A 25,910-nucleotide genomic window follows, 5' to 3' on the forward strand; every position below is an offset into this window, starting at 1 on the left:
ACAAGCTTGGGATCATCGTGCCAACTTGAGGATCAGAACCAGACGCATCTCAGCAATCCCGCTCTGCGCTCCTGTGGGGCAACGAAGGATTACTTTACGCGGACACCACAACCAACCGCAAATCACCCATGCAACCCGGGCGTGTCGCACCCACAAACCCCTAAAACACAAGGCCCCGGGCACTCATCGACATGAATGACCGGGGCCCGGAACGAGGTCTGCGGCGACTATCCGACGAAGATCCCCGCGAGGGTCTTCTTGCCCCGGCGCAGCACGGCCATGCCGCCGGCCTCGACATAGCCGTCGAGCGTCGCGGCGTCATCGTCGATGCGCACGTTGTTCAGCGACACTCCACCTTGGGCAACAGCGCGCCGGCCCTCGCTCTGACTCGAAACGAGCCCGGTGTCGACGAGGAGCTGGACGATCGAGGCATCCGTCGCCGCCGTGGTATTCGGAAGCTCGCGAAGCGCGGCCTCGAGGGTCGCGGGGTCGAGCGCGGCGAGATCACCTTGGCCGAACAACGCGCGCGATGCATCGATCACAGCCTGCGTGGCTTCCGCCCCGTGCACCAGGGTGGTGACCTCGGTCGCGAGCACCTTCTGCGCCTCGCGCTTGAACGGCTCGGTCGCGACGAGGGACTCGAGCTCCTCGATGCGCTCCCGGCTGAGGAACGTGAAGATCTTCAGGCGCGAGATCACGTCGGCATCGTCGGTGTTGAGCCAGAATTGGTAGAACGCGTACGGGCTGCACATCGAGGCATCCAGCCAGATGGCGTTGCCCTCGCTCTTGCCGAACTTCGTGCCGTCGGAGTTCGTGACGAGGGGGGTGCCGATCGCATGAACGCTCGCGCCCTCGACCTTGTGGATGAGATCCGTGCCGCTCGTGAGGTTGCCCCACTGGTCGCTGCCGCCCGTCTGCAGCACGCAGCCGTACTGGCGGTAGAGCTCGAGGTAGTCGAAGCCCTGCAGGATCTGGTAGCTGAACTCGGTGTAGCTGATGCCGGCGTCGGAGTTCAGGCGCGACGCCACCGCATCCTTCTTCAACATCGTGCCGACGCGGTAGTGCTTGCCGATCTCGCGCAGGAAGTCGATGGCGGAGAGCCCGCCGGTCCAATCGAGGTTGTTGACGAGCCGAACCGCGTTGTCGCCCTCTCCCGAGAGGAACCGCGAGACCTGGCCCTGCAGGTAGCCGACCCACTCGGCGACGGTCTCCTTCGTGTTCAGCGTGCGCTCGGCCGTCGGCCGAGGATCGCCGATCAGGCCCGTCGAACCGCCGACGAGGCCGAGCGGCTTGTGACCGGCGAGCTGAAGACGGCGCATCGTCAGCAGCTGCACGAGATTGCCGAGGTGCAGGCTCGGTGCTGTCGGGTCGAACCCGCAGTAATACGTGATCGGCTCGCCCGAGAGCAGCTCTTTCAGCGCAGCCTGGTCGGTCGACACGTGCACGAGGCCGCGCCAGACGAGCTCCTCCCAGACGTCTGCGAAGGAGGCGTCGTTCTGCTGGGATTCGAGGATCACTGGGTCTGACACTCCGTCAGGGTATCAGCGAGTGGATTAGGTTCCATCTCTAACCGATTCGTGATTAATGTTGTATGCTTATTCACTACCACATGAAGGCTGCAACCTGAAGGAGCCACATGATCGTCGTCACCGCAGACCAGGTCGCGAGCCGCACGAACGCCGATCTCGCCGGCGCCGAGCGCGACCGCATCCAGCGCGACCACGGCGAGAAGCTGCTCCTGCCGGTCGCGCGCAACGCCGGAGACGAGATCCAGCTGCTCACCCGCGACGCTCGCACTGTCGTGGAGGTCGTCTTCGAACTCACCCGCGACGGCGCCTGGAGCGTCGGCATCGGATGCGGTGACGTGCGGGACCCGCTTCCGTCGGACATCCGGGAGGCGAGCGGAGAGGCGTTCTTCGCCGCTCGCGACGCGGTCGAGCGTGCGAAGAAGAGTTCGCCCCGGCTCGCAATCGAGGCGGCGCACGACGATGCCGAACACGTCGAGTCGCTGTTCAAGCTCGCCCTCCTCCTGCGCGAGCGCAGATCGGAACAGGGCTGGGAGGTCTACGACCGCATCGTGGCAGGTGCCATGCAGTCGCAGATCGCCGACGAGCTCGGCGTGAGCGCGCCGGCGATCAGCTCGCGCATGAAGTCGGCCAATATCCGTGCGGAGCTCGACGCCGTGCCGGCGCTCGCTAGGCTGCTCGAGAACCTCGACAGCTCGACGGGAGCCCGCGCATGAACCTCTTCGTCATCGCCGATGCCATCACCTGGTCCGCCCTGGTGATGGCACTGGTCGCCGCAGCGGCACTCTCGGTGCTCGCCTACCTGCGACCGCGCCGTGCCTACATCTGGTTCGCGGCGGGCACGCTCGGCGTCGCGCTGCTCGCAGCGGCATCGGCGACCGGGCCGGCCCAGTTCGGCCTGGCCCCCCTCATCACCGTGCTCGGCCTCACCGTCGCCGTCTTCGGCGGCAGCCCGGCCGCGGCCACGGCGCTCGACCTCGCGATGGGCGGCACCGTCGCACCCGGCCTCCACGGCGGCATCATCGTCGCCGAGAAACGGTCGGCGGACGAGGAGCATCGCGGCGTGCAGGCCGCCACCAGGCGCGAGGTGCTGCGCGGCGGGCTCACGATCGGCGTGCTCGAACGCGTCGCCTCGGCCGGCGCGATCATCGCCGGATTCCCGGAAGCGCTCGCGATCGTCGTCGCGATCAAGGGCGTGGGGCGCTTCACGGAACTCGAGGCACCTGAAGCGCGCGAACGATTCATCATCGGCACCTTCGCGAGCCTCATCTGGGCCTGCGCGGGCGCACTCGTCGTGCATCTCGCGCTGAGCTGAGCCTCGTCGAGCGCAGCGGATGTCGCGCGCCCGCGCTGCTCACTCCGCGGCGAGCTTGTGGCGCCGGTACGGCGAGACGCCCTCGTCGCCGGGGAGCCAGAACCGCCACGGGTACTGCGACCCGCCGCCTTCACCGCCGACGCCCGTGCGCGGGCCGCTCGCGGAATGCAGGGGCGACGCAGGCACTTGCAGCGCGAACGGCGGGGACAGCAGATCGCTGCCGCCCGCCTCCAGCGGCACTCCGAGGGCTTTCGCGAGCCTGCCGGGGCCCCTGGCGAGGTCGCGATCGCTCACACCGGGCCGACGGCTCCTCGCGAGCTCGAGTCCGTCGACGATCGTGGCCCCGCGCATCAGGACGCCCGACGAGGTTCCGGCGGGCCGGGCGACGATGTTCAGGCAGACGTGCATGCCGTAGCTGAAGTACGCGTACAGGTGCCCCGGCGCACCGAACATGACCTCGTTGCGCGGGGTGCGGCCACGGAATGCATGGGAACCGGGATCCTCGCCGACGCCTCGGTACGCCTCGACCTCCGAGAGCCGGATCGCCACCCGTCCGTCGGGGGCGTCGTAGCTCAGCACCGCTCCGAGGAGGAGCGGTGCGAGCACGACGGGGTCCTGTGCGAAGAACTCCCGGTCGGGGGTGACGAGTCCGCTCAGCTGCGCGCCTCCGCGCTGTGCGCCGCCGGGCTGTGCGCCTCAGGGAGGCTCCCGACGAGATGCCGCACGCGGTCGGCGAGCTGGGAGAACTGCTCGGCGACGCGCACCGGCGCCGTGCCGCCGATGCCGTCGCGGCTCGCGACGGATCCCTCGACCGTCAGCACCTCCCGCACCTCGGGCGTGAGGTGCGGCGAGATCGTCGCGAGGGCTGCGTCGTCGACCTCGTCGAGCTCGAGCGAGTGCTCCTCGGCGTACCGGACGAGGGCGCCGGTGATCTCGTGGGCGTCGCGGAACGGCACCCGCCGCTTCACGAGCCACTCCGCGACATCCGTGGCCAGGGAGAACCCGGCAGGCGCGAGCTCGGCCATGCGCTCGGTGTGGAAGGTCAGCGTCGCCACCATTCCCGTGAACGCCGGCAGCAGCACCTCGAGCGTCTCGACGGAGTCGAAGACGGGCTCCTTGTCCTCCTGCAGGTCGCGGTTGTACGCGAGCGGCAGCGCCTTCAGCGTCGCGAGGAGCCCTGTCAGGTTGCCGATGAGACGGCCCGACTTGCCCCGCGCGAGCTCGGCGATGTCGGGATTCTTCTTCTGCGGCATGATGGACGACCCGGTCGAGTAGCCGTCGTGCAGCGTGACGAAGCCGAACTCCCGGGTGTTCCAGAGGATGATCTCCTCCGCGAATCGCGAGAGATCGATTCCGATCATCGCCGTCACGAACGCGAACTCGGCGACGACGTCGCGGCTCGCGGTGCCGTCGATGGAATTCTCGGCGGGACGGGCGAGGCCGAGGTCGCGGGCGACGGATGCCGCGTCGAGACCGAGCGTCGACCCGGCGAGGGCTCCCCCGCCGTATGGCGAGACATCCGCTCGCTTCGTCCAGTCGACGAGCCGCTCGAGATCGCGCGAGAGCGCCCACGCGTGGGCGAGCAGGTGGTGGGCGAGCAGCACAGGCTGCGCGTGTTGCAGGTGCGTGCGCCCCGGCATGATCGCGGTGCGGTGCGCATCGGCCTGCGCGGCGAGCGCGTCGATGAGGTGCACGAGGTCGCGCCCGATGGTCGCCGCATGGTCTTTCAGGTACAGGCGCACGAGCGTGGCGATCTGGTCGTTGCGGCTGCGGCCCGCGCGGAGCTTGCCGCCGAGCTCGGGGCCGACGATCGTGATCAACGCCGCCTCGAGGGCCCCGTGGACGTCCTCATCGGCATCGCTTGCGACGATCTCGCCCGAGATCACTCGGCCCTCGAGGGTGTCGAGCCCGGCGAGCATGGCCTCCAGCTCATCGGCTTCGAGATACCCCGCCGCAGCGAGTGCGCGAGCGTGCGCACGGGATCCCGCGAGGTCGTAGCCCGCGAGCTGCCAGTCGAAGTGGGTGGACTTCGAGAGCCGCTGCAGCTCGGGCGACGGACCGCTCGCGAATCGAGCGCCCCAGAGCGAGCCCTCGTTGGTGCCGTGCGCGTCGGTCGCGTCGTCGGCGCGAGTGTGGTCGTCGGTGCCGTTCACGTCGCTCATCAGGCGTCCTTCCTCGCGAGCAGCCATACGAGCAGCGCCTTCTGCGCGTGCAGGCGGTTCTCGGCCTCGTCCCAGATGATCGACTGCGGGCCGTCGATCACGTCGGCACTCACCTCGTAGCCGCGATCGGCGGGCAGGCAGTGCATGAACACGGCATCGGATGCCGCGAGCGACATGAGTTCGGCATCGACCTGGTATGAGCCGAAGGTGGCGACGCGATGCGCCTTCTCCTCTTCTTTGCCCATCGACACCCAGGTGTCGGTGACGACGACATCGACGCCCGTGACGGACTCGCGAGCGTCGGTGACGACGGCGACGGAACCGCCGGTGGTCGCCGCGATGCGCTCGGCATCGGCCACGACGGATGCCTCGGGGGCGAACTCCGCCGGAGCCGCGACGCGCACGTGCATGCCCGCGGTGGCGCCGGCGAGCAGGTAGGACTGCGCCATGTTGCTTCGGCCGTCGCCGAGAAAGGTGAGCGTGAGCCCGGCGAGCCGGCCCTTGTGCTCGCGGATCGTGAGCAGGTCGGCGAGCAGCTGGCACGGGTGGAAGTCGTCGGAGAGCGCGTTGACGACGGGCACCGTGGTGCCCGCGGCCATCTCTTCGAGCCCCGACTGGGCATAGGTGCGCCACACGATCGCCGAGACCATGCGCTCGAGCACGCGAGCGGTGTCGGAGGGGGTCTCCTTTCCGCCGAGCTGGCTGTTCGCGGTCGAGATGATGAGCGGCGAGCCGCCCAAGTCGGCAATGCCGACGGCGAACGACACGCGCGTGCGCGTCGAGGACTTGTCGAAGATCACGGCGACGGTCTGCGGGCCGGCGAGCGGCGTCTGCGACCAGCGGTCGGCCTTGAGCTGCTCCGCGAGATCGAGGATCTCGGTCTGCTCGGCCTGGGTCAGGTCGTCGTCCCGGAGGAAGTGGCGGGTCATGTGGTGCGTCCGTTCGTGGGGAGGTCGGTCGGGTCAGTACGGGTGAGCATCGGCGAGGGCGCGAGTGAAGCGCGTCTCGAACTCGTCGATCTCGGCATCGCCGATGATGAGCGGCGGCGCGATGCGGATGGTGGTGTCGTTGGCGGCGTTCACGATCAGGCCGTGACGCATGGCGTGGGCGACGACGTCGCCGGCGACCGGCGCGGAGAGCGCCACGCCGACGAGGAGTCCGCGGCCCCGCGTGCCCTCGACGAGCGGCGAACCGATCGCCTCGATGCGCCGGCGCAACTGCGGGCCGCGCACGGCGGCGTTGTCGACGAGGCCGGCGCGCTCGATCTCGCCGAGCACGGCGTTCGCGACGGCGGTCGCGAGCGGATTGCCGCCGAACGTCGATCCGTGATGGCCCTTCTGGTAGAGCCCGGAGGCGCGGCCGAAGGTGATGAGGCCGCCGATCGGCATGCCGCCGCCGATGCCCTTCGCGACAGTGATCGCGTCGGGCGTGATGCCGGCGTGCTGGAATCCGAACCACTCGCCGGTGCGCCCGGCACCGGTCTGGATCTCGTCGATGACGAGCAGCGCGCCATGGCGGAGCGTCAGCTCGCGCGCGGCCTCGAGGAAGCCCGGCGGGAGCTCGACGACGCCGGCCTCGCCCTGGATGGGCTCGACGAAGACGGCCGCGACCGCGTCGTCGATGGATGCCTCGAGGGCCTCGATCGTGGCGGGGATGTGCTCAACTCCCCCGGCCATCGGCTCGAACGGCGCCCGCATGTGCGGCTTGCCGGTCAAGGCCAGCGACCCCATCGTGCGCCCGTGGAAGGCGTCGACGAGCGCGATCACGCGGGTGCGCGCGCCGCCGGAGTTGTTCAGGCGGGCGAGCTTGAACGCCGCCTCGTTGGCTTCTGCGCCCGAGTTGCCGAACCAGGCGCGCCCGTCGGGCCCGGCACCGGCGAGGCGCACGAGCCGCTCGGCGAGTTCGAGCGCGGGCTCGGTCGTGAAGTAGTTCGACACGTGCGCGAGCTTCGACGCTTGTGCCGTCACCGCCTCGACGAAGACGGGATGCGCGTGGCCGAGGGAGTTGACCGCGATACCGGCGAGGAAATCGAGGTACGTCGTGCCCGCGGCATCCGTCACCCACGCACCCGACCCGTGCTCGAGCTTCGCGAGCGGCATGCCGATGGAGCGCATGATGCGCTGGTCGAACCGCAGCTGCCAGTCGTTCATGCCGCCACCACCTCCGTGCCGATGCCCGATTGCGTGAAGACCTCGAGGAGGATCGAGTGCGGCACGCGGCCGTCGATGATCGCGGCCTTCGCGACACCGCCCTCGACGGCTTCGAGGCACGCAGCCATCTTCGGGATCATGCCCGACTCGAGGCTCGGCAGCAGTTCGATGAGCGAGGGCACGTCGATGACCGAGACGAGCGAGTCCCGGTTCGGCCAGTCGCGGTAGAGGCCCGCGACGTCGGTGAGGATCACGAGCTTCGCCGCGCCGAGCGCGACCGCGAGCGATGCTGCTGCCGAGTCCGCGTTGACGTTGAGCGACTGCCCGGTGACGTCGCCGTCGGGTGCGATCGAGGAGACCACGGGGATGCGCTCGGCGTCGAGCTCGGCGAGCACCGCGGCCGGGTCGACGGCGATGACGTCGCCGACGAGCCCGAGGTCGACCTCTTCGCCGTCGACGACCGCGCCGCGCCGTCGACCCGTGAAGAGCCCGGCGTCTTCGCCCGACAGGCCCGACGCCAGCGGCCCGTGCTCGTTGATGAGCGAGACGAGTTCACGGTTGACCTGGCCCGAGAGCACCATGCGCACGACGTCCATCGTCTCGGGCGTCGTCACGCGGTAGCCGCCGCGGAACTCGCTCGGAATGCCGAGCCGCTCGAGCATCGCCGAGATCTGCGGGCCGCCGCCGTGCACCACGACCGGCTTGATGCCCGCGTACCGCAGGTAGACCATGTCTTCCGCGAACGCCCGCTGCAGCTCGGGGCTGACCATGGCGTTGCCGCCGAACTTTACGACGATCGTCTCGCCGTGGAATCGCTTCAGCCAGGGCAGCGAATCGATGAGCACCTGGGCTTTCGCGGCGGCGTCGTTCGTGTCTTCTGATTCTGTCTCGTCGCTCATGCTCAACTCGCGTAGGCGCTGTTCTCGTGCACGTAGTCGTGCGTGAGATCGTTCGTGAAGATGGTGGCGGATGCCTCGCCGGCATGCAGCTCGATGAGCACGTGCGTGGCACGCGGCGTGAGGTCGACCTGATCGCGCGGGGCGTCAGGGCGACCGGCGTGGCAGACGCGCACCCCGTTCATCGAGACGTCGACGAGGTACGGGTCGAACGGCGCGCTCGTGGTGCCGATCGCGGCGAGCACCCGGCCCCAGTTGGGGTCGTTGCCGAAGATCGCCGCCTTGAAGAGGTTGTTGCGGGCGACGGAACGGCCGACCTCGACCGCATCGTCTTCGGTCACCGCACCGACGACCTCGATCGCGATGTCGTGGCTCGCGCCCTCGGCGTCCGCCTGAAGTTGCATCGCGAGGCTCCGGCAGGCCTCGGTGAGGGCCGCGGTGAACTCTGCGAGATCGGGCGTGACGCCCGAGGCACCGGAGGCGAGCAACGAGACCTGGTCGTTCGTCGACATGCAGCCGTCGGAGTCGAGCCGGTCGAAGGTCACGCGCGTGGCGGAGCGGAGCGCGAGGTCGAGGGCACCGGCCGGCAACGCGGCATCCGTCGTGAGGACCACCAGCATCGTCGCGAGGCCGGGTGCCAGCATGCCCGCGCCCTTCGCGATGCCGCCGATCGACCAGCCGTCACCCTCGACGACGACCTGCTTCGGCGTCGTGTCGGTCGTCATGATCGCGCGAGCCGCGTCGTCGCCGCCGTCGGTCGAGAGACGGGCGATCGCCGAGACGACACCCTCTTCGAGCACCTCGCCGTCGAGCTGGTCGCCGATGAGACCGGTCGAGCAGACGAGCACGTCGCCGGCCGCGATGCCGAGGCCCGACGCGACGGCCTCGGCTGTGCGGTGCGTGACCTGGAAGCCCTCGGCGCCGGTGAAGCAGTTGGCGCCGCCGGAGTTCAGCACGATCGCCGAGACGATGCCGTCTGCCGCGACCTGCTTCGACCAGATGATCGGGTTCGCCTGCGCGCGGTTCGAGGTGAAGACGACTGCGGCCTCCTGCGCCGGGCCGCGATTCACGACGAGTGCGAGGTCGAGTGCTCCCGAGCGCTTGATGCCCGCCGCGATGCCGGCGGCTTCGAATCCCTGCGGTTGGGTGACGGTCACGGGGCGACTCCGTTCACGGGCAGCCCGGTCGACTCGGTGAGCCCGAGTGCGATGTTCGCGGACTGGATGGCGGCACCCGCGGTGCCCTTCACGAGGTTGTCGACGGCAGCGACCACGACGGCGCGGCCCGAGTTCTCGTCGACCTGGAGACCGAGGAGCGCGGTGTTGGCGCCGAGCACGTCGGCGGTGCGCGGGAACTGGCCCTCGGGCAGCAACTGCACGAAGCGTTCGCCGGCATAGGCGTCCTCCCACGCGGCACGGACCGCCGAGGCATCCGTGCCGGGCACGATGCGCGCCGTCGACGTCGCGAGGATGCCCCGCGACATCGGCACGATGACCGGAGTGAACGAGATGGTCGGGTTGCCACCCCCCGCCCAGCGCAGTGCCTGCTGGATCTCGGGGATGTGCCGGTGCACGCCGCCCACCGAGTAGGGATTCGCCGATCCGAGGAGTTCGGAACCGAGCAGGTGCGCCTTCAGGCTCTTGCCGGCTCCGGAGGGGCCGACCGCGAGCACCGACACGACATCGGATGCCTCGATGACCCCGGCGCGGATGCCGGGCGCGAGCGACAGTGCGACGGTCGACGCGTTGCAGCCCGGGGCCGCGATGCGCTTCGTCTTCGCGAGCCGGTCGCGCTGCGTGCCCGACAGGCGCGGCAGTTCGGGCACGCCGTACGTCCACGCCCCGTGGAAGTCGCCACCGTAGAACGCGGCCCAATCGGACTTGCTCTCGAGGCGGTGGTCGGCACCGCAGTCGATGACGAGGGTCTCGGCCGGGAGCTGCGCGGCGATCGCACCGGAAGCCCCGTGCGGCAACGCGAGGAACACGATGTCGTGACCGGCGAGGTTCTCGGCCGTCGTGTCCTTCAGGGTGAGGTGCGTGTAGCTGCGCAGGTGCGGCTGCACCGCGATGAGCGGCTGGCCGGCGTTGGAGTGCGCGGTCACGGTGCGCACGTCGAAATCGGGATGATCGGCGAGGAGGCGAAGGATCTCGCCTCCGGCATAGCCGGACGCGCCGGAAACGGCGACGGTGAACGTCATGGTTCCACCTTAAAGGTCGGAGTGGTCGAGTGACTCCCGGCGACGCTCACGACCTGAATGGTCGAGGAGGTCGAGGGATGGCTCCGGCGACACCTGCTTCGGCTTCGTTGCCGCATGCCGGGGTCGCCTAGAGTCGGCGCTCGCCACGACGTCGGCTGCGCACCACGACGACACGCGAGATGCGTGCGGGGGCTGCGAACCGAGCGGCGGACATACAAGCGACCCTAGCCGGGGCAGGTCGCGCTGCGCAAACGCATGACCGGCTGGCGTCGCGGCCATCTCCGAAACGAGGAGATCTGCGATTCCGAGGGCGGATCGGAGCTCGATCACCCTCTGAATCGTAGATCTCCTCGGAATCGCGCGCGATCAGCGGATCAGGCGACAGGGTTCACTCGCGGATGGTCGCCCCGAAGCGCTCGTTCGCGAGCGCCGCACCGGCGAGCTTCGCCTCGCTCGCCTCCGCGGCCGTCAATGTGCGATCGTCGGCGCGGAACCTGAGCGCGAACGTCAGGCTCTTCGCGTCGGCGGGCACGCCCTGGCCGCGGTAGTCGTCGACGATCGAGAGCTGCTCGAGCAGCGCGCCCGCTCCCTCGCGGATCGCCGCGGCGACCTCCGCGGCCGCGACTCCGACGGGCACGATGAGCGAGAGGTCCTGCGTCGCGGCGGGCATCGTGTCGATCGTGCGCGCCTCCAGAGCGGCATCGGTCAGCGCGATGACGGCGTCGAGATCGAGCTCGACGACCGCGACGACGCGTGGCAGGTCGGCTTCGATCGCGAGCGCCGGCAGCAGTTCACCGGCGAAGCCGACGAGCGTGCCGTCGACGCGCAGCTCGGCCGTGCGTCCGGGGTGCATCGCCCGGTGAGAACCCTGCGAAACGTCGATACGGGCACCGGTCGCGAGCTCGACCTGGCGCACGATGTCGAGCGCATCCGCGATACCGGCCGGAACCGCGGGCTGACCCGGCTGCTTCGCCACGGTGTCGCCGAGGATGAGCGCACCGAGATGGCGCGGCTGCGGCGGGATGCCGGCGTCGAGCGCCGCGAGCAGCTCGTCGCTCGGCTTCGCGTTGCCCGCCGGCAGCTCGAGCGACCCGTAGCTGCGCCCCGGCTCGGGCAGGAACACCGTGCCGATCTCGAACAGGTCGAGGTCGGTGAGACCCCGCGAGAGGTTGCGACGCGCGGCGCCGATCAGGCCGGGCACGAGCGAACGACGCAGGAACGGCACCGTCTGGTCGAGGGCGTTCGCGATGCGCACGGATGCCACGGGGGCACCGTCGGCGCTGCCGAACACGGCGTTGTCGGCCTCGGAGACGAACGGGAACGAGAGCACCTCGACCGATCCGGCTGCGGCGAGCGTGTCAGCGGTGCGCCGGCGCAGGCGCTGGGAGCGGGTGAGCCCGCGACCGGGCGGCGCGACGGGAAGCACCGACGGGATGCGGTCGTAGCCGATCAGGCGGGCGACCTCTTCGGCGAGCTCTTCGCGGCCGGTCAGGTCGGGTCGCCAGGCCGGCGGCACGACCGAGAAGCCGCCGTCGACGGCGGTGATGACGCCGCCGATCTCGGCGAGGGCATCGTGCACCTCGTCTTCGGTGTACTCGACGCCGATGATCGACGAGACGAAGCCCGCGGGAAGGAGGATCGCCTCGCGCGCCGGCGCGGTCGAGATGAGCGAGCCGCCTGCATCGGCGGTGCCGCCGGCGAGGTCGACCATGAGCTGCGCGACACGGGAGACGGCCGCGGCCGCGATCTCGGGGTCGACGCCGCGCTCGTAGCGCTTGGCCGCTTCGCTCGGCAGCTTGTGGCGACGTGCGGTGCGCGCGATCGACACCGGGTCCCAGTTGGCGGCCTCGACGAGCACGTTGCGCGTCTCGTCGCCCATCTCGGTCTCCGCGCCGCCCATGACGCCGCCGAGGCCGATCGGGCCGCGGTCGTCGGTGACGACGAGGTCTTCGACGTGGAGCGTGCGCTCCTTGCCGTCGAGCGTGGTGAACTTCTCCCCCACCGTGGCGCGCCGCACGACGATGCCGCCGCGGAGCTGGTCGAGGTCGTAGCCGTGGATCGGCTGGCCGAGCTCGAGCATGACGTAGTTCGTGATGTCGACGAGCAGCGAGATCGAGCGGATGCCGGCGAGCTTCAGCCGTGCGATCATCCACGCCGGCGTCGGGCGGGAGGCGTCGACGTCGCGCACGATGCGCGTGGCGAAGACCGAGGAGCCGATCTTGCCGCGGATCGGAGCCGCATCGTCGATCACGACGGAGAACGCGTCATCGGAGACATCCGCCGGCACAGCCTGCTCGACGGGGTCGCGGAAGCGGGCCCCCGTGGCGTGCGCGTACTCGCGAGCGACACCGCGGATGGAGAACGCGTAGCCGCGGTCGGGCGTGACGTTGATCTCGATCGCGGCGTCGTCGAGGCCGAGGAGCGTGATCGCGTCGGTGCCGACGGGTGCGTCGATGCCGAGCGTCGAGAGCCGCAGGATGCCGTCGTGGTCTTCACCGAGGCCGAGCTCGCGCGCCGAGGCGATCATGCCGTCGGAGACGTGACCGTAGGTCTTGCGGGCGGCGATCGGGAACGGGCCGGGCAGCACGGCGCCCGGCAGCGTCACGACGACCTTGTCGCCGACGAAGAAGTTGCGGGCACCGCAGACGATGCCGTGCACGGCGTCGCCGCCGTCGGCCGCCGTCTCACCCTCGGGGGCGACGCGCACCTGGCACCAGCGGATCGTCTTGCCGTTGGACTGCGGCTCCTCGACGAACTCGAGCACCTCGCCCACGACGATCGGGCCCTCGAGGTCGAACGTGTGCACGTCCTCCTCTTCGAGGCCGACCTTGACGAGTGCGGCGTGCACGTCTTCAGGCGTCGTGCCGGGCACGAGCTCGACGTACTCGGCGAGCCAGCTCAGTGGAACTCGCATCTTCTAGACCACCATTCCGAACTGCTGGGAGAAGCGGATGTCTCCCTCGACCATTTCGCGCATGTCCTGCACGTCGTTGCGGAGCATGAGCCCGCGCTCGATGCCCATGCCGAACGCGAACCCGGTGTAGACCTCGGGATCGATGCCGGCCGCCCTCAGCACATTGGGGTGCATCATGCCGCAGCCGCCCCACTCGATCCAGCGAGCGCCGCCCTTGAAGGTCGGGTGCCAGAAGTCGAGCTCGGCCGACGGCTCGGTGAAGGGGAAGAAGCTCGGGCGCAGGCGGATCTTCGCCTCGTCGCCGAAGATCGACTTCACGAAGTGGTCGAGGGTGCCCTTCAGGTGCGCCATCGTGAGGCCCTTGTCGACGGCGACGCCCTCGAACTGCATGAACACGGGCAGGTGCGTGGCGTCGAACTCGTCGGTTCGGTACACGCGGCCCGGTGCCAGCACGTAGAGCGGCAGCTCGCGCTCGAGCATCGAGCGGATCTGCACCGGGCTCGTGTGGGTGCGGAGCACGAGGTGCGACTCGGGCGGGTCGACGAAGAAGGTGTCCTGCATGGCGCGCGCCGGGTGGTCGGCGTCGAAGTTGAGCGCGTCGAAGTTGAACCACTCGCTCTCGACCTCTGGACCCTCGGCGACCTCCCAGCCCATGCCGGTGAACACGTCGCAGACCCGGTCTTGCAGCAGCGAGAGCGGATGCCGCGCGCCCGGCCGGTATCGCGACGCGAGCGCCGTGACATCCACCGTCTCGGCCGCGAGCTGTGCGGCCGCCTCGGCCTCGACGATCTCGGACTCGCGGGCGGCGAACGCCTGGTTCACCCGGCCGCGGGCACCCCCGACGAGCTTGCCGAGTGCGGCCTTCTGCTCGTTCGGGACGTTGCGGAGTTCGGCGTTCAGGAGCGCGAGGGCGGACTTCTCGCCCGTGTGCTCGGTGCGGACCTGCTTCAGCGCGGCGGAGTCGCCGGCCGATGCGATGGCCGCGAGGGCTGCATCGACCGCCGTCTGGACGGCGCTCTCGGTGATTTCACGGGGCTCGGACACGAGAACCGAGTCTACCGGCGCGATGCGACGCCCCGTGTCAGATCCTGCCGGGAGCGTTCCCCATCTGCCGCGCCGCCGCCGACGCCTCGGCGACCAGGATCGCCTGATTCGGGTTGTCGGGATCGAGCTTCGTCCCGCTCGACTTCGATGCCGTGCGCTTCGAGAGCCAGCGTGCGAACCACGACAGTGAGAGGTTCATGATCAGGTACAGCACGAGGGTGACGATGAAGAACGAGAACAGGTATCGGTTGCCGTAGAAGGTCGCGAGCTGGTACATGTTCAACCGCAGCAGCTCGACGTAGCCGACGATCGCTCCGAGCGAGGTGTCCTTCAGGAGCACGACGAGCTGGGCGACGATGATCGGCAGCATCTGGCGGAACGCCTGCGGGAACTCGACGAGCATCTTCGACTGCAACGGACGCATGCCGAGGCTGAGTCCGGCTTCGCGCTGCCCGCGCGGCAGTGCGGCGAGCCCTGCTCGGAGCGCCTCTCCGATGATCGCGCCGTTGTAGAGCGAGAGCGCCGCGACGACCGCCCAGAAGGCACCGGTGTTCAGCACGAGGAGGATGAAGAGCATCATGAGCAGCACGGGCATGCCGCGCACGAACTCGAGCACGACCGCGGTGGGGATCCTGATCCACGCGATGGCGGAGCTCCGCATGAGCGACAGCAGGATGCCGAGTGCGATCGCGAACACCGATGCCGTGAGCGCCGCACTGAGCGTGGCCCAGACGCCGGCGGTGAGGATGCGGCTCCACAAGGCGGGGTCGGCGAAGATGTCCCATCGACTCGGGTCGAAGTAGCCGGGAAGCGTGATGCCGCCGCTCTCGCGCGGCGCCGCGAGGGTCATCACGATCCAGGCGAGGCCGGCGAGGATGAGGACGCCGGCGACGATCGACGAGATCAGCGACCGACGACGCGCCTTCGGGCCCGGGGCGTCGAAGAGGACGCTCGTTCCGCTCATCGCTGCACCACCCATTTGCGCTCGAGTTGGGCTGCGACCGCACCGAGCGGGATGGTGATCGCAAGATAGAAGGTCGCTGCACCGAGGAGGATCGCGATGACGGCATCGCCGTTCGCGTTCGCGAGTTCACGCGTGCCGGCGAACAGCTCGAAGACGAAGAAGGCGCCCGCGACTGAGGTGTTCTTCGTGAGGGCGATGAAGACGTTGATGAGCGGCGGGATCGTCATGCGGAAGGCCTGCGGCAGCACGATGAGGCCCACGGTCTGTCCGAAACCGAGGCCCACGCTCCGCGCGGCCTCCGCCTGCCCGATCGGCACGCCGTTGATGCCCGACCGCAGCGCCTCGGCCACGAACGGTGAGGTGTAGACCGCGAGGCCGATCATCGCCGCCGTTGCGAATTCGAGCCGCGATCCGAGGATGGGCAGCACGACCGCGCAGAAGAAGAGCACGAGGGTCAGCGGGGTGTTCCGCACGAGCTCGGTGTAGACCGTTGCGAAGCCGCGCAGTGAGGCCACCGGCGAGATGCGCATCGCCGCGATGATCGTGCCGAGCACGAGCGCCGAGAGGCCGCTCACGCCGAGCAGCAGCAAGGTCATGCTGAAGCCGCGCCAGTACGTCGGCAGGTTCTCGATGACGGCGTCCACGCGTCTCCGTTCCGGTCAGTGGGGAGGGCACGCGGCCCGGACGATGCTCGCCCCGGGCCGCGTTCCGATCAGTAGCGGTCGGGAGCCGGCGGCTCGACGTACGGCAGCACGGTTCCGGCGGTGGAGTTCCACGCCTCTTCGTAGCGGCCGTCTGCGTAGGCCTCTTCGAGCACGTCGTTGATCCACATGCGGAAGTCGGTGTCGTCCTTCGTCAGGCCGATGCCGTAGGGCTCTTCGGTGAACGGCTCGCCGACGACCTTGAACTCGCCCTCGTTCTGGGCCGCGAGACCCGCGAGGATGACGTTGTCGGTCGACACTGCGACGACGGCGCCGCTGCGGAGCGGCTCGAGGCAGTTGGAGTACGTGTCGGTGAGCACGGGCTCGGCGCCGATCTCGGCGAGCTTCGCGGCCGGGGTGGAACCCGTGACGGAGCAGACCGGCTGACCGACGAGGTCGTCTTCGCTCTTGATGTCGTCGTTGTCGGCGAGCACGAGGATCGACTGGCCGGCCATGTAGTACGGCCCGGCGAAGGAGATGACTTCCTTGCGCTTGTCGTTGATCGTGTACGTGGCGACGACGAAGTCGACCTGGCCGTTCTCGATGAACGGCTCGCGGTTCGCCGAGACCGTCTCGGTCCAGGTGATGTTCTCTTCGTCGATGCCGAGCTCGCTCGCGATGATCTTGGCGATCTCGACGTCGAATCCGACGGGCACGCCGTCGGGGCCGACGAGACCGAACAACGGCTGGTCGAACTTCGTGCCGATCGTCACCTTGCCGGCCTCGGACAGCTTCTCCATGGTGCTGCCGGCCGCGAACGTGGGCGCGGGCTCAGCCGTCGGCTCCTCGGTGGCCTCCCCGCCGCCGCCGGCGCAGCCGGCAAGCGCGAGCGCCGACACCGCAGCTGCTGCGACGAGTGCGAATCTCATGCGTTTCATGTCTCTGCCTCTTCTCCTGTGTGGTGGTTCCTCGCCGCTCGTGGCAGCGCAGGTCTAGTGCTCGAGGATCTTCGACAGGAAGTCCTGTGCACGCTCGGACTGGGGATTGTCGAAGAACTCGGCGGGCGTCGCCTCTTCGACGATCTTGCCGTCGGCCATGAAGAGCACCCGGTCGGCGGCCTTCCGGGCGAAGCCCATCTCGTGCGTGACGACGATCATGGTCATGCCGTCTTTGGCCAGACCGATCATGACGTCGAGGACCTCGTTGATCATCTCGGGGTCGAGCGCGCTCGTCGGCTCGTCCATGAGGATGAGCTTGGGGTTCATCGCGAGCGAACGGGCGATGGCGACACGCTGCTGCTGGCCGCCGGAGAGCTGGGCCGGGAGCTTCTTGGCCTGGTTCGCCACGCCCACCCGCTCGAGGAGCTTCATCGCCTCCGCCTCGGCGGCCTTGCGCGACATCCGCTTCACCTTGATGGGCGCGAGGGTGACGTTCTCGAGGACCGTCTTGTGTGCGAACAGGTTGAACGACTGGAACACCATGCCGACGTCGGCACGCAGCTTCGCGAGCGCCGCGCCCTCTTCGGGCAGCTTCACGCCGTCGATCGCGATCGAGCCCGAGTCGATGGTCTCGAGGCGGTTGATGGCACGGCAGAGCGTCGACTTGCCCGACCCGCTCGGGCCGATCACGACGACGACCTCGCCGCGGTTGACGACCGTGTTGATGTCGTTGAGCACGTGCAACTCGCCGAAGTGCTTGTCGACGTGGTCGACGACGACGAGCGGCTCACCGCGACGCACCGAGATGTTGGAGGTCGGCGGGGCAGGCTGCGTGGGCTCCATGTCCCCAAGTTACGGCCAGCGGCGGTGTCGCGACAAGCTGCCGAGCAGTGGTTACCTAACCGTGATCAGCGCTGCGCTGCGCGAAGGCGCTCTCGTAGAGGCAGACGGATGCCGCGGTCGCGAGGTTCATCGACTCCGCGTGCCCGTAGATCGGCACGGTGACCACTCGATCGGCGAGCTCGAGCTGCTCGTCGGGCAGTCCTCTGGCCTCGTTGCCGAACACCCAGGCGGTCGGCCCGGCGAGCACTCCGTCGTTGCGGGCGGAGAGCAGGTCGTCGCCCTTGACGTCCGCGGCGAGCACCGTGAGGCCGGCGGCCCGTGCCCGCACGAGCACGTCGGCGAGCTCGGTGCCGATGGCGACGGGGAGGTGGAAGATCGACCCCGTCGAGGATCGGACGACCTTCGGGTTGTAGAGGTCGACGGTGCGACCGGTGAAGATGACGGCGTCGGCGCCCGCGGCATCGGCCGCGCGCACGATGGTGCCGGCGTTGCCGGGATCGCGCACCTCTTCGAGGATCGCGACGAGCTTCGGCTTCGCCGCGAACACGTCTTTCACCGCGGTCGGGAACTGGCGGCAGATCGCCACGAAGCCCTGCGGCGTCACCGTGTCGGCCATCGAGTCGAGCACCTCTTCGGTGACGAACTCGATCTCCACGTCGGAGGAAACCGCGGCCTCGGCGATCTCGGGGTGGCGTTCGAGCGCGCTCGGCGTCGCGAAGAGCTCGACGACCAGTTCGGAACGGAAGGTGAGCGCCTCGGCGACCGCCTGGGGGCCCTCGAGCAGGAACATCCCGCTGTCGGCACGTGCTGCCTTGCGGGCGAGCTTCGCTACTGCGCGCACGCGCGGCGATCGGGGATTCTCGAGCATGCCTCCAATTCTATTGGGGGAACGCGGAACGGCCCGGCACCCTGCTTGTGCAGCAGAGGTGCCGGGCCGTTCGAAGGTGAAGTCGCTGCTTACGCGGCGGTCTTCGGGGCCGACGTGTCGGCCGGGAGCGCCTGCTTGGCCGACTCGACCAGCGCGGCGAACGTCGCGGGCTCGTTGACCGCGAGGTCGGCGAGGATGCGACGGTCGACCTGGATGCCTGCGAGGCCGAGGCCCTGGATCAGGCGGTTGTACGTGAGGCCGTTCGCACGCGACGCGGCGTTGATGCGCTGGATCCAGAGGCGACGGAAGTCGCCCTTCTTCTGGCGGCGGTCGCGGTACGCGTAGACGAGGGAGTGGGTGACCTGCTCCTTGGCCTTGCGGTAGAGACGCGAACGCTGGCCGCGGTAACCACTGGCGCGCTCGAGAATGACCCGGCGCTTCTTGTGGGCGTTGACCGCCCGCTTCACTCTTGCCATGACTCTGTTTCTTCCTTAATGGGCCTGAATCGGCTGTCTATGCTGCCGGCTCAGTGGCCGAGAAGCTTCTTGATGACCTTGGCGTCGGGAGCCGACACGATCTTGTCCTGGTTCAGACGGGCCTTGCGCTTCGAGGACTTGACCTCGAGGTTGTGGCGCATACCGGCCTGCTGCTTCTTGATCTTGCCGCTGCCGGTGATCTTGAAGCGCTTCTTGGACCCGGAGTGGGTCTTCTGCTTCGGCATCTCGTATTTCTCCTTGGTTCTGCCGTCACGCGAGTGACGGACGGGGATGTTTGGCTCAGCCCTCGACGGGCTCGGCCGTCTGCGCGTCGCCGTCGGCCGGGGCGTCAGCCGCCGGTCGCGCCTTCGCTGCAGCACGCTGTGCATTGGCTTCGGCCTTGGCCTCGGCCTTGTTCTTGAGGGGTCCGATCACCATGACCATGTTGCGGCCATCGATCGTCGGGTTGTGCTCGACCGTGCCGAACTCGGCCACGTCTTCCGCGAAGCGCTGGAGCAGACGGACGCCCATCTCGGGGCGCGACTGCTCGCGACCGCGGAAGAGGATCATCGCCTTGACCTTGTCGCCGGCCTTGAGGAAGCCGATGGCGCGCTTCATCTTGGTCTCGTAGTCGTGCTTGTCGATCTTGAGACGGAACCGGACCTCTTTGAGGATGGTGTTCGCCTGGTTGCGCCGGGCCTCTTTCGCCTTCTGCGCAGCCTCGTACTTGAACTTGCCGTAGTCCATGATCTTCGCGACCGGCGGCTTCGAGTTCGGAGCGACCTCGACGAGATCGAGATCGGCCTCCTGCGCGAGCCGCAGGGCCACCTCGATCTTCACGACGCCGACCTGCTCTCCGGCAGGCCCCACGAGTCGAACCTCGGGGACGCGGATACGGTCGTTTGTACGGGGATCGCTGATGCGTGTTCTCCTCTACTCAAGCTGTTTCGCTCGGTCGGAAGGCGGATGCCGCCCGACGACGAAAGGAGAAATCCACGCATGCGTGCACGGAATCCCACCGTGCTTTTTCATGCGGCACCCTACCTACTCCCCCGTCTTGCGACGTGGGAGCGGAGTGCAATGACCCGGTAACCTTGATGAAGCGGTATGCGCGGGTGGGAGAATCTCCACTTTCGTACCGGGGTGAAGCCCCGGAGCCCGAAGTAGTCTAGCAGAGGAAATCCGTGAACAGTAGTTCAGACGAGACCACGGTCGAGGGCGCCACCCGCGACATCGCCGAGGTCCCCGCAGTCGAGATCATCACGACCGCCGCCGTGCACCTCATGAGCGCCGCCGCCGTGAAGGTCGGGCTGGCCGAAGACCCCGAAGATCAGATCGACCTCGACGAGGCGCGCAAGCTCATCAACGCGCTCGCGGGGCTCATCACGGCCGGCGCTCCCGAGATCAGCGACATGCACGCGCGCTCGCTGCGCGACGGCCTGCGTTCACTGCAGCTCGCGTTCCGCGAGGCCTCCGTCATTCCCGATCCCATCGGCAAGGGTCCCGGCGAGAAGTGGACGGGCCCGGTCAGCTGATCGACCGGCCGCTGACCTGAACGGGTCCGAGCATCGAGACCGACCAGGCGGCTGGCTGACTGCGCGCTAGCGCTGGCAGTTCGGGCACCACCAGGTCTCGCGCAGTTCGAGCTCGGTGCGCCCGAGGCGCCCGTGCTCGATGAGCGTGCCGCAACGCCGACAGGCCTCGCCGCCTCGGCCGTAGACCCAGAGCTGCCGGCCGCGATGCGTGTCGCCGGTCGTCGTGCGCACCGCACGATCGCGGTTGGCACGGATGACCCGGTTCGCGAGCGCCACGAGTGGTACGAGCTCGACGTCGCCGACGGGCCGGGCCGGCAGGATGCCGCGGAGGAAGCACAGCTCGTTGACGTAGACGTTGCCGAGCCCCGCGAGATTGCGCTGCTCGGCGAGGGCCACGGCGACGGGCGTCTCGGGCGAACTCGCGAGCCGGCGCACGGCTTCCTCGGCATCCCAGTCGGGACCGAGCAGGTCGGGGCCGAGATAGGCGAGCCGCTCGGTCTCGTCGGCGGTGCCGAACAGCTCGAGGGTGCCGAGGTCGAAGCCGATGGCCGAGGCATCCGGCACGTCGATGATCGCGCGCGCCTGCCAGACGGGCCGTCGCCACGGTTCACCCGGGCGGAACACGCGCCACTCCCCCTCCATCTTCAGGTGCGAGTGCACGACGACCTCGCCGATGCGCATCAGGAGGTGCTTGCCGCGGCTCGCGACGGAATGCACGGGCTCGCCGGCCAGGTCGACCTCGGCGAGCGCGGGCACGCGGAAGTCGGTGCGGGTCACCGTGCGACCGGCGAGCGCCTCATCGAGCCGGCGAGCGGCCCGGTACACGGTGTCACCCTCTGGCATCGTCAGCTCCTGGCATCGTCAGCTCCTGGCATCGAAGCGGAGCCCTCTCGGCGTCTCGCGGAACCCCGCCGCCCGGAGCGGGCGATCGAGCACCGAGCCGAAGACGACGCCGCCGTTGACCGTCTCGACCCGCAGTCGCTCGGTGCGCCCTCGGGTGAGCGCGGCGGCGAGCGCCGCGGTCGCCGCGACGAGCGCCGTCTCGTCGTCGGTGAAGACGAGGGTGGTGCGCCCACCGCGTTCGAGGTAGAGCACCGCCTCGCCGTCGACGATCGCGACGAAGGCGCCGGCCTTGCGACCGGGGCGGTGCGCATTGTCACCGGAGAGCTCCGGCCAGTCGAGGGCGGCGCCGAACGGGTTCGCCGGGTCGGTCGCCGCGAGTGCGACCGCGTCGCCCTTCGGCGCAGCACGGAGCCGGTCGACCGCGGCACCGGTCGCGAACTGCGCCCCGCCCTGGCCGTCGATGAAGTAGCCGCGCCGTACTCGGCCCGAGTCCTCGAAGCCCGAGAGCGTGCGGTAGGCGAGCGCGAATCCGCCGACATGCGCCTCCGCCATGACCGAACCACGCGTGACGATGCCGTACCGCTCGAGCAGGGCCTCGCCGAGGGCGTGCGCGCGGGGCGTCGCCGCCGCGCTCGCGAGCGGCAGCACCGACCAACGGCCGGCGGCCCTCGCCGGGTTCGCCCGCGCCGCCGCCGTGCGTCCGGCCTGCACGGTGGCCGCGAGCGAGCGTCGCGAGAGCGAACCCGCCCGGAGGCGGGCGCGAGGGGTGGGCGCGGTGGTCTTGTGCGCTCCGCCGACGGCGAGCATGCCGCGCACCGGGGCGAAGGTGTCGTTGGTCACGAGGCCCGCCCAGACGAGGCGCCAGAGCGCGTCGGCGAGCGCGCGGTCGTCTTCGGAGCCCACGGCCTCGGCCAACTGTCGGAAGAAGAACCCTCCGCCGCCCCCGAGCACCGCGATGAGTTCGGACTCGAGCGGATCGAGGGGCGCCTCCGCCGGGGGCGGCAGGGTGAGCTCGGCGGTCTCGGCGAGATGCAGGCTGATCCACCCGTCGTCGCCGCCCAGCGACCCGGTGCCGGCCCAGAGCACCTCGCCCGATGCGGTCAGCTCGTCGAGCATGCCCGCCCGGTAGTCGGCGACCCTGGCGGGCAGCACGTACGCCTCCCACGCGGACGCGGGAATGCGCGCGCCCTCGAGCTGCTCGATCACCGCGGCGACGCCGTCGACGCCGCTGAGCTTGCCGCCCACGTGCTGCCACGCCGGCAGGAAGCGCGCGAACTCGCGCGGCTCGACCGGCTCGACCTCGTTGCGGAGCACCGCGAGCGAGCGCCGCCGGATTCGACGCAGCACGCCGCTGTCGCACCACTCGAGTCCGGAGCCGTGCGGCAGGAACTCGCCTTCGACGACACGGCGCTCACCGCCGAGCCGGGCGAGGGCAGCGGATGCCACGGCCTGTCCGATGCCGAACCGCGCCGCCACCGCCGCCACCGTGAACGGCCCGTGCGTGCGGGCGTAGCGCGCGACGAGATCCCCGAGGGGGTCGCGCACCCCCTCGCCGAACACCTCGGGCAGGCCGGGCGGGATCGGGACGCCGAGTGCGTCGCGCAGTCGACTGACGTCTTCGACGGCGACGAACCACGACTGGCCGCCGAAGCTCACCGGCGCCGCACGGCGTGCCTCGACGAGTGCCGCGAGGGCCGCCGCGGCATCCGTCTCGTCGTCGAGCCGCGCCGCGACCTCGTCGGCGGTGAGCGGACCGAGGTCGCCGAGCAAGTCGGCGACGCCTTCCGCGCCGCGCGCGAGGCGATCGGGGTGGACGCGCTGGAGCATGCGCTCGACCTCGTCGACCACCTCGGGATCGAGCAGCTCTCGCAGCTCGACCGTGCCGAGCAGCTCGGCGAGGAGCGCCGGGTCGAGCGAGAGCGCCGCGGCCCGCCGCTCGGCGAGCGGGGCGTCTCCCTCGTACATGAAGGCGCCGACGTAGCCGAACAGCAGGCTCGAGGCGAAGGGGCTCGGCGACTCGGTCGTGACGTCGACGAATCGCAGCTCACGTCGCTCGATGCGCTCGGCGAGCCGGGTCAGCGCCGGCAGGTCGTACACGTCTTGGAGGCACTCGCGCACGGCTTCGAGCACGATCGGGAACTCGGGGAAGTCGCGTGCGACCTCGAGCAGTTGCGACGCCCGCTGCCGCTGCTGCCAGAGCGGCGAACGCTTGCCCGGGTTCGACCGCGGCAGGATGAGCGCACGAGCCGCGCACTCTCGGAACCGCGCCGCGAACAGGGCGGACCCCCCGACGTTCGCCGTGACGAGCTCGGTGAGCTCGGCGGGCTCGAACGCGAAGATCTCGGCACCCGGCGGATCGTCGCCCGTGTCGGGCATGCGGAGCACGATGCCGTCATCGCTCGCGACGGCGTTGGAGTCGACGCCGCTCTGCTCGCGCACGCGAGCGCCGATCGCGAGCGCCCACGGCGCGTGCACGCGCATGCCGTACGGCGAGTGCAGCACGATGCGCCAGTCGCCGAGCTCGTCGCGGAAGCGCTCGACCACGAGGTTCGTCGCGTCGGGCACCACGCGGGTCGCCGCGCGCTGGTCGTCGATGAACTTCACGAGGTTCGTGGCGGCGCGCTCGTCGAGCCCGGCGGCACGGCTGCGAGCAAGGGCGTCGGATGTCGGTGCGCCCGACAGTTCAGCGATGAACCCGCCGATCGCCGCCCCGAGTTCGGCGGGGCGGCCGATGCCGTCGCCCCTCCAGAAGGGCAGGCGCCCCGGCTCGCCGAACGCCGGGGCGACGAGCACCCGATCGTGCGTGATCTCTTGAATACGCCAGCTCGTGGCCCCGAGGGCGAACACGTCGCCGACCCGCGACTCGTAGACCATCTCCTCGTCGAGCTCGCCGACGCGGCGGCCAGGCCCGGCCTCGCCGATCATGAACACGCCGAACAGTCCCCGGTCGGGGATCGTGCCGCCGCTCGTGACCGCGAGGCGCTGGGCGCCCCGCCGTCCGACGATCGTGCCGGAGTCGCGATCCCATACGATGCGGGCGCGCAGCTCGCCGAAGCGGTCGGAGGGGTAGCGTCCGGCGAGCAGGTCGAGGGTCGCGTCGAACGCCGAGCGGGGCAACGCGGCGTAGGGCGCGGCACGGCGCACGAGCTCGAACCACGCCTCGACGTCCCACTCGTCGAGCGCCGTGGCCGCGATCGTCTGCTGGGCGAGCACGTCGAGCGGGTTCGCCGGGATGCGGAGTTCTTCGATCGCCCCGCTGATCATGCGCTCCGCGACGACCGCCGAGTGCAGCACGTCGGCGCGGTGCTTCGGGAAGATGAGTCCCTTCGAGACCTCGCCGACCTGGTGCCCGGCGCGGCCGAGCCGCTGCAGACCACTCGCCACCGAGGGCGGGGACTCCACCTGCATGACGAGATCGACCGCACCCATGTCGATGCCGAGCTCGAGGCTCGACGTCGCCACGACGCAGCGCAGGCGGCCCGACTTGAGGTCGTCTTCGACGAGGGCGCGCTCCTCTTTGCTCACCGAGCCGTGGTGCGATCGGGCGATCACGGGCCCCGCGCCGGCCGTGGTGCCCGAGGCGCCGACGGCCTCTGCCGGCGTCCGTCTCGCCGTTGCCGGCGCCGACACCGTCGCCGACACTGGGATCGTTGCCGACGGTCCCTCGACCGTCACGTCGCGCGGTGCCTCGACTGCCATCGCGGTGCGTTCGGCCCACAGTTCGTTGAGCCGTGCCGTCAACCGCTCGGCGAGGCGCCGGGAGTTCGCGAAGACGATCGTCGAACGGTGCGCGAGCACCTCGTCGAGGATCGCCTCCTCGACATGCGGCCACACCGAACCCGCGCTCGTCTCGCCGGCGAGGTCGGAGAGGTCGTCGACCGGCACCGTCACCCGCAGGTCGAACTTCTTGCCCGAGGCCGGTGCCACGATCGTCACCGCTCGGGTGCCTCCGAGGAACCGTGCGACCTCTTCATGCGGCCGCACGGTCGCCGAGAGCCCGATGCGCTGCACCGGCGCGGCGGTGAGCTCGTCGAGCCGCTCGAGCGACAGCGCGAGGTGCGAGCCGCGCTTCGTGCCGGCGAGCGCGTGGATCTCGTCGACGATCACCGTCTGGACCCCGCGGAGCGTCTCACGCGCCGCCGACGTGAGCATGAGGAACAGCGACTCGGGCGTCGTGATGAGGATCTCCGGCGGGTGCGTCGCGAGCCGTCGCCGCTCAGCGGGCGGGGTGTCGCCCGAACGCACCCCCACCGAGACCTCGGGCACCTCGATGCCGTGCGCCGCAGCGGTGCGGGCGATGCCGACGAGGGGCGCGCGGAGGTTGCGCTCGACATCGACACCGAGGGCCTTCAGTGGCGACAGGTAGATGACGCGCGTGCCCGTCGACTCGGCATCGGCGCCCTCATGATGCAACCGGTCGATCGCCCATAGGAAGGCCGCGAGGGTCTTGCCCGAACCGGTCGGGGCGACGACGAGCGAGTGCTCGCCTCGCGAGATGGCCTGCCACGCACCGTTCTGCACGGTGGTGGGCGCGCTGAAGGACTCGGTGAACCACGCTCGCGTCGCGGGCGAGAACGCATCGAGCGCCTCCGTCATGT

23 protein-coding genes are annotated in these 25,910 nt (G+C 69.7%); 3 read left to right on the forward strand and 20 right to left on the reverse strand.

Features of this window, described 5'->3' with window-relative positions:
* Positions 1-227: 227 nt before the first annotated feature.
* The gene (gene tyrS / locus ASD23_RS15635; RefSeq protein WP_056013455.1) at positions 228-1,529 is read right to left on the reverse strand and encodes a tyrosine--tRNA ligase; all 1,302 of its coding nucleotides are present in this window, start codon (positions 1,527-1,529) and stop codon (positions 228-230) included.
* Positions 1,530-1,636: 107 nt separating this feature from the next.
* On the opposite strand from tyrS, the gene ASD23_RS15640 reads away from it, so the two are divergent.
* Together ASD23_RS15640 and ASD23_RS15645 are read left to right on the forward strand one after the other, a co-directional pair.
* Positions 1,637-2,242: a hypothetical protein gene (locus ASD23_RS15640; RefSeq protein WP_056013458.1), complete on the forward strand. Its 606-nt coding sequence runs from the start codon at positions 1,637-1,639 to the stop codon at positions 2,240-2,242.
* Positions 2,239-2,841: a hypothetical protein gene (locus ASD23_RS15645; protein WP_056013461.1), complete on the forward strand. Its 603-nt coding sequence runs from the start codon at positions 2,239-2,241 to the stop codon at positions 2,839-2,841. Before ASD23_RS15640 ends, ASD23_RS15645 begins: the two co-directional genes overlap by 4 nt.
* A 39-nt stretch (positions 2,842-2,880) precedes the next feature.
* On the opposite strand, the gene ASD23_RS15650 is transcribed toward ASD23_RS15645, so the two are convergent.
* The 17 genes from ASD23_RS15650 to infC form a co-directional block, all read right to left on the reverse strand.
* Positions 2,881-3,498: a DNA-3-methyladenine glycosylase gene (locus ASD23_RS15650; RefSeq protein ID WP_056013465.1), complete on the reverse strand. Its 618-nt coding sequence runs from the start codon at positions 3,496-3,498 to the stop codon at positions 2,881-2,883.
* Complete coding sequence (argH, locus tag ASD23_RS15655) at positions 3,495-5,003, reverse strand: argininosuccinate lyase (protein ID WP_056013468.1); 1,509 nt, start codon at positions 5,001-5,003, stop codon at positions 3,495-3,497. The genes ASD23_RS15650 and argH overlap by 4 nt, the downstream gene beginning before the upstream one ends.
* Complete coding sequence (gene argF / locus ASD23_RS15660) at positions 5,003-5,932, reverse strand: ornithine carbamoyltransferase (protein ID WP_056013471.1); 930 nt, start codon at positions 5,930-5,932, stop codon at positions 5,003-5,005. Before argF ends, argH begins: the two co-directional genes overlap by 1 nt.
* Before the next feature lie 33 nt (positions 5,933-5,965).
* On the reverse strand, positions 5,966-7,153 hold the full coding sequence (locus ASD23_RS15665) for an acetylornithine transaminase (protein WP_056013474.1): 1,188 nt from the start codon (positions 7,151-7,153) through the stop codon (positions 5,966-5,968).
* On the reverse strand, positions 7,150-8,052 hold the full coding sequence (argB, locus tag ASD23_RS15670) for an acetylglutamate kinase (RefSeq protein WP_056013477.1): 903 nt from the start codon (positions 8,050-8,052) through the stop codon (positions 7,150-7,152). Before argB ends, ASD23_RS15665 begins: the two co-directional genes overlap by 4 nt.
* A gap of 2 nt (positions 8,053-8,054) precedes the next feature.
* The gene (gene argJ, locus ASD23_RS15675) at positions 8,055-9,206 is read right to left on the reverse strand and encodes a bifunctional glutamate N-acetyltransferase/amino-acid acetyltransferase ArgJ (RefSeq protein WP_056013479.1); all 1,152 of its coding nucleotides are present in this window, start codon (positions 9,204-9,206) and stop codon (positions 8,055-8,057) included.
* Entirely contained in the window at positions 9,203-10,246 is a 1,044-nt protein-coding gene (argC, locus tag ASD23_RS15680; protein WP_056013484.1) for an N-acetyl-gamma-glutamyl-phosphate reductase, read from the reverse strand. Before argC ends, argJ begins: the two co-directional genes overlap by 4 nt.
* Positions 10,247-10,634: 388 nt before the next feature.
* Positions 10,635-13,160 (reverse strand): phenylalanine--tRNA ligase subunit beta, encoded by a 2,526-nt coding sequence (pheT, locus tag ASD23_RS15685; protein ID WP_056013486.1) that lies wholly within the window; start codon positions 13,158-13,160, stop codon positions 10,635-10,637.
* A gap of 3 nt (positions 13,161-13,163) precedes the next feature.
* Positions 13,164-14,204, reverse strand: a complete 1,041-nt coding sequence (pheS, locus tag ASD23_RS15690) for a phenylalanine--tRNA ligase subunit alpha (RefSeq protein WP_056013489.1) — start codon at positions 14,202-14,204, stop codon at positions 13,164-13,166.
* Positions 14,205-14,241: 37 nt separating this feature from the next.
* On the reverse strand, positions 14,242-15,168 hold the full coding sequence (locus tag ASD23_RS15695) for an amino acid ABC transporter permease (protein WP_056013493.1): 927 nt from the start codon (positions 15,166-15,168) through the stop codon (positions 14,242-14,244).
* Complete coding sequence (locus ASD23_RS15700; RefSeq protein ID WP_056013498.1) at positions 15,165-15,812, reverse strand: amino acid ABC transporter permease; 648 nt, start codon at positions 15,810-15,812, stop codon at positions 15,165-15,167. The genes ASD23_RS15695 and ASD23_RS15700 overlap by 4 nt, the downstream gene beginning before the upstream one ends.
* 68 nt (positions 15,813-15,880) lie before the next feature.
* Positions 15,881-16,747 carry a glutamate ABC transporter substrate-binding protein gene (locus tag ASD23_RS15705; protein ID WP_056013501.1) on the reverse strand — a complete coding sequence of 289 codons (867 nt, stop codon included), beginning with the start codon at positions 16,745-16,747 and terminating at the stop codon, positions 15,881-15,883.
* Between the two features lie 54 nt (positions 16,748-16,801).
* On the reverse strand, positions 16,802-17,590 hold the full coding sequence (locus ASD23_RS15710; protein WP_056013504.1) for an amino acid ABC transporter ATP-binding protein: 789 nt from the start codon (positions 17,588-17,590) through the stop codon (positions 16,802-16,804).
* A gap of 55 nt (positions 17,591-17,645) precedes the next feature.
* Entirely contained in the window at positions 17,646-18,458 is an 813-nt protein-coding gene (locus ASD23_RS15715; protein WP_056013506.1) for a TrmH family RNA methyltransferase, read from the reverse strand.
* Positions 18,459-18,547: 89 nt separating this feature from the next.
* On the reverse strand, positions 18,548-18,934 hold the full coding sequence (gene rplT, locus ASD23_RS15720; protein ID WP_056013510.1) for a 50S ribosomal protein L20: 387 nt from the start codon (positions 18,932-18,934) through the stop codon (positions 18,548-18,550).
* A 50-nt stretch (positions 18,935-18,984) separates the two neighbouring features.
* Positions 18,985-19,179, reverse strand: coding sequence for a 50S ribosomal protein L35 (gene rpmI, locus ASD23_RS15725; protein WP_022893409.1), 195 nt, complete (start codon positions 19,177-19,179; stop codon positions 18,985-18,987).
* Positions 19,180-19,234: 55 nt separating this feature from the next.
* A complete protein-coding gene (gene infC / locus ASD23_RS15730) occupies positions 19,235-19,855 on the reverse strand; it encodes a translation initiation factor IF-3 (RefSeq protein ID WP_082571582.1) in 621 nt (206 codons plus the stop codon).
* Positions 19,856-20,118: 263 nt separating this feature from the next.
* Here infC and ASD23_RS15735 point away from each other — a divergent pair, with 263 nt between their 5' ends.
* Positions 20,119-20,469, forward strand: coding sequence for a DUF1844 domain-containing protein (locus ASD23_RS15735; RefSeq protein WP_056013514.1), 351 nt, complete (start codon positions 20,119-20,121; stop codon positions 20,467-20,469).
* A gap of 66 nt (positions 20,470-20,535) precedes the next feature.
* Here the strand turns inward: ASD23_RS15735 and ASD23_RS15740 are convergent, their stop codons facing one another.
* Both ASD23_RS15740 and ASD23_RS15745 read right to left on the reverse strand, forming a co-directional pair.
* Positions 20,536-21,312, reverse strand: coding sequence for a DNA-formamidopyrimidine glycosylase family protein (locus tag ASD23_RS15740; RefSeq protein WP_056013519.1), 777 nt, complete (start codon positions 21,310-21,312; stop codon positions 20,536-20,538).
* 18 nt (positions 21,313-21,330) lie between these two features.
* A complete protein-coding gene (locus ASD23_RS15745; protein ID WP_056013522.1) occupies positions 21,331-25,908 on the reverse strand; it encodes an ATP-dependent helicase in 4,578 nt (1,525 codons plus the stop codon).
* Positions 25,909-25,910: the final 2 nt, after the last annotated feature.

Origin of the sequence: Agromyces sp. Root1464, assembly GCF_001427265.1 — a bacterium.
In the GTDB taxonomy this organism is placed as follows: domain Bacteria; phylum Actinomycetota; class Actinomycetes; order Actinomycetales; family Microbacteriaceae; genus Agromyces; species Agromyces fucosus.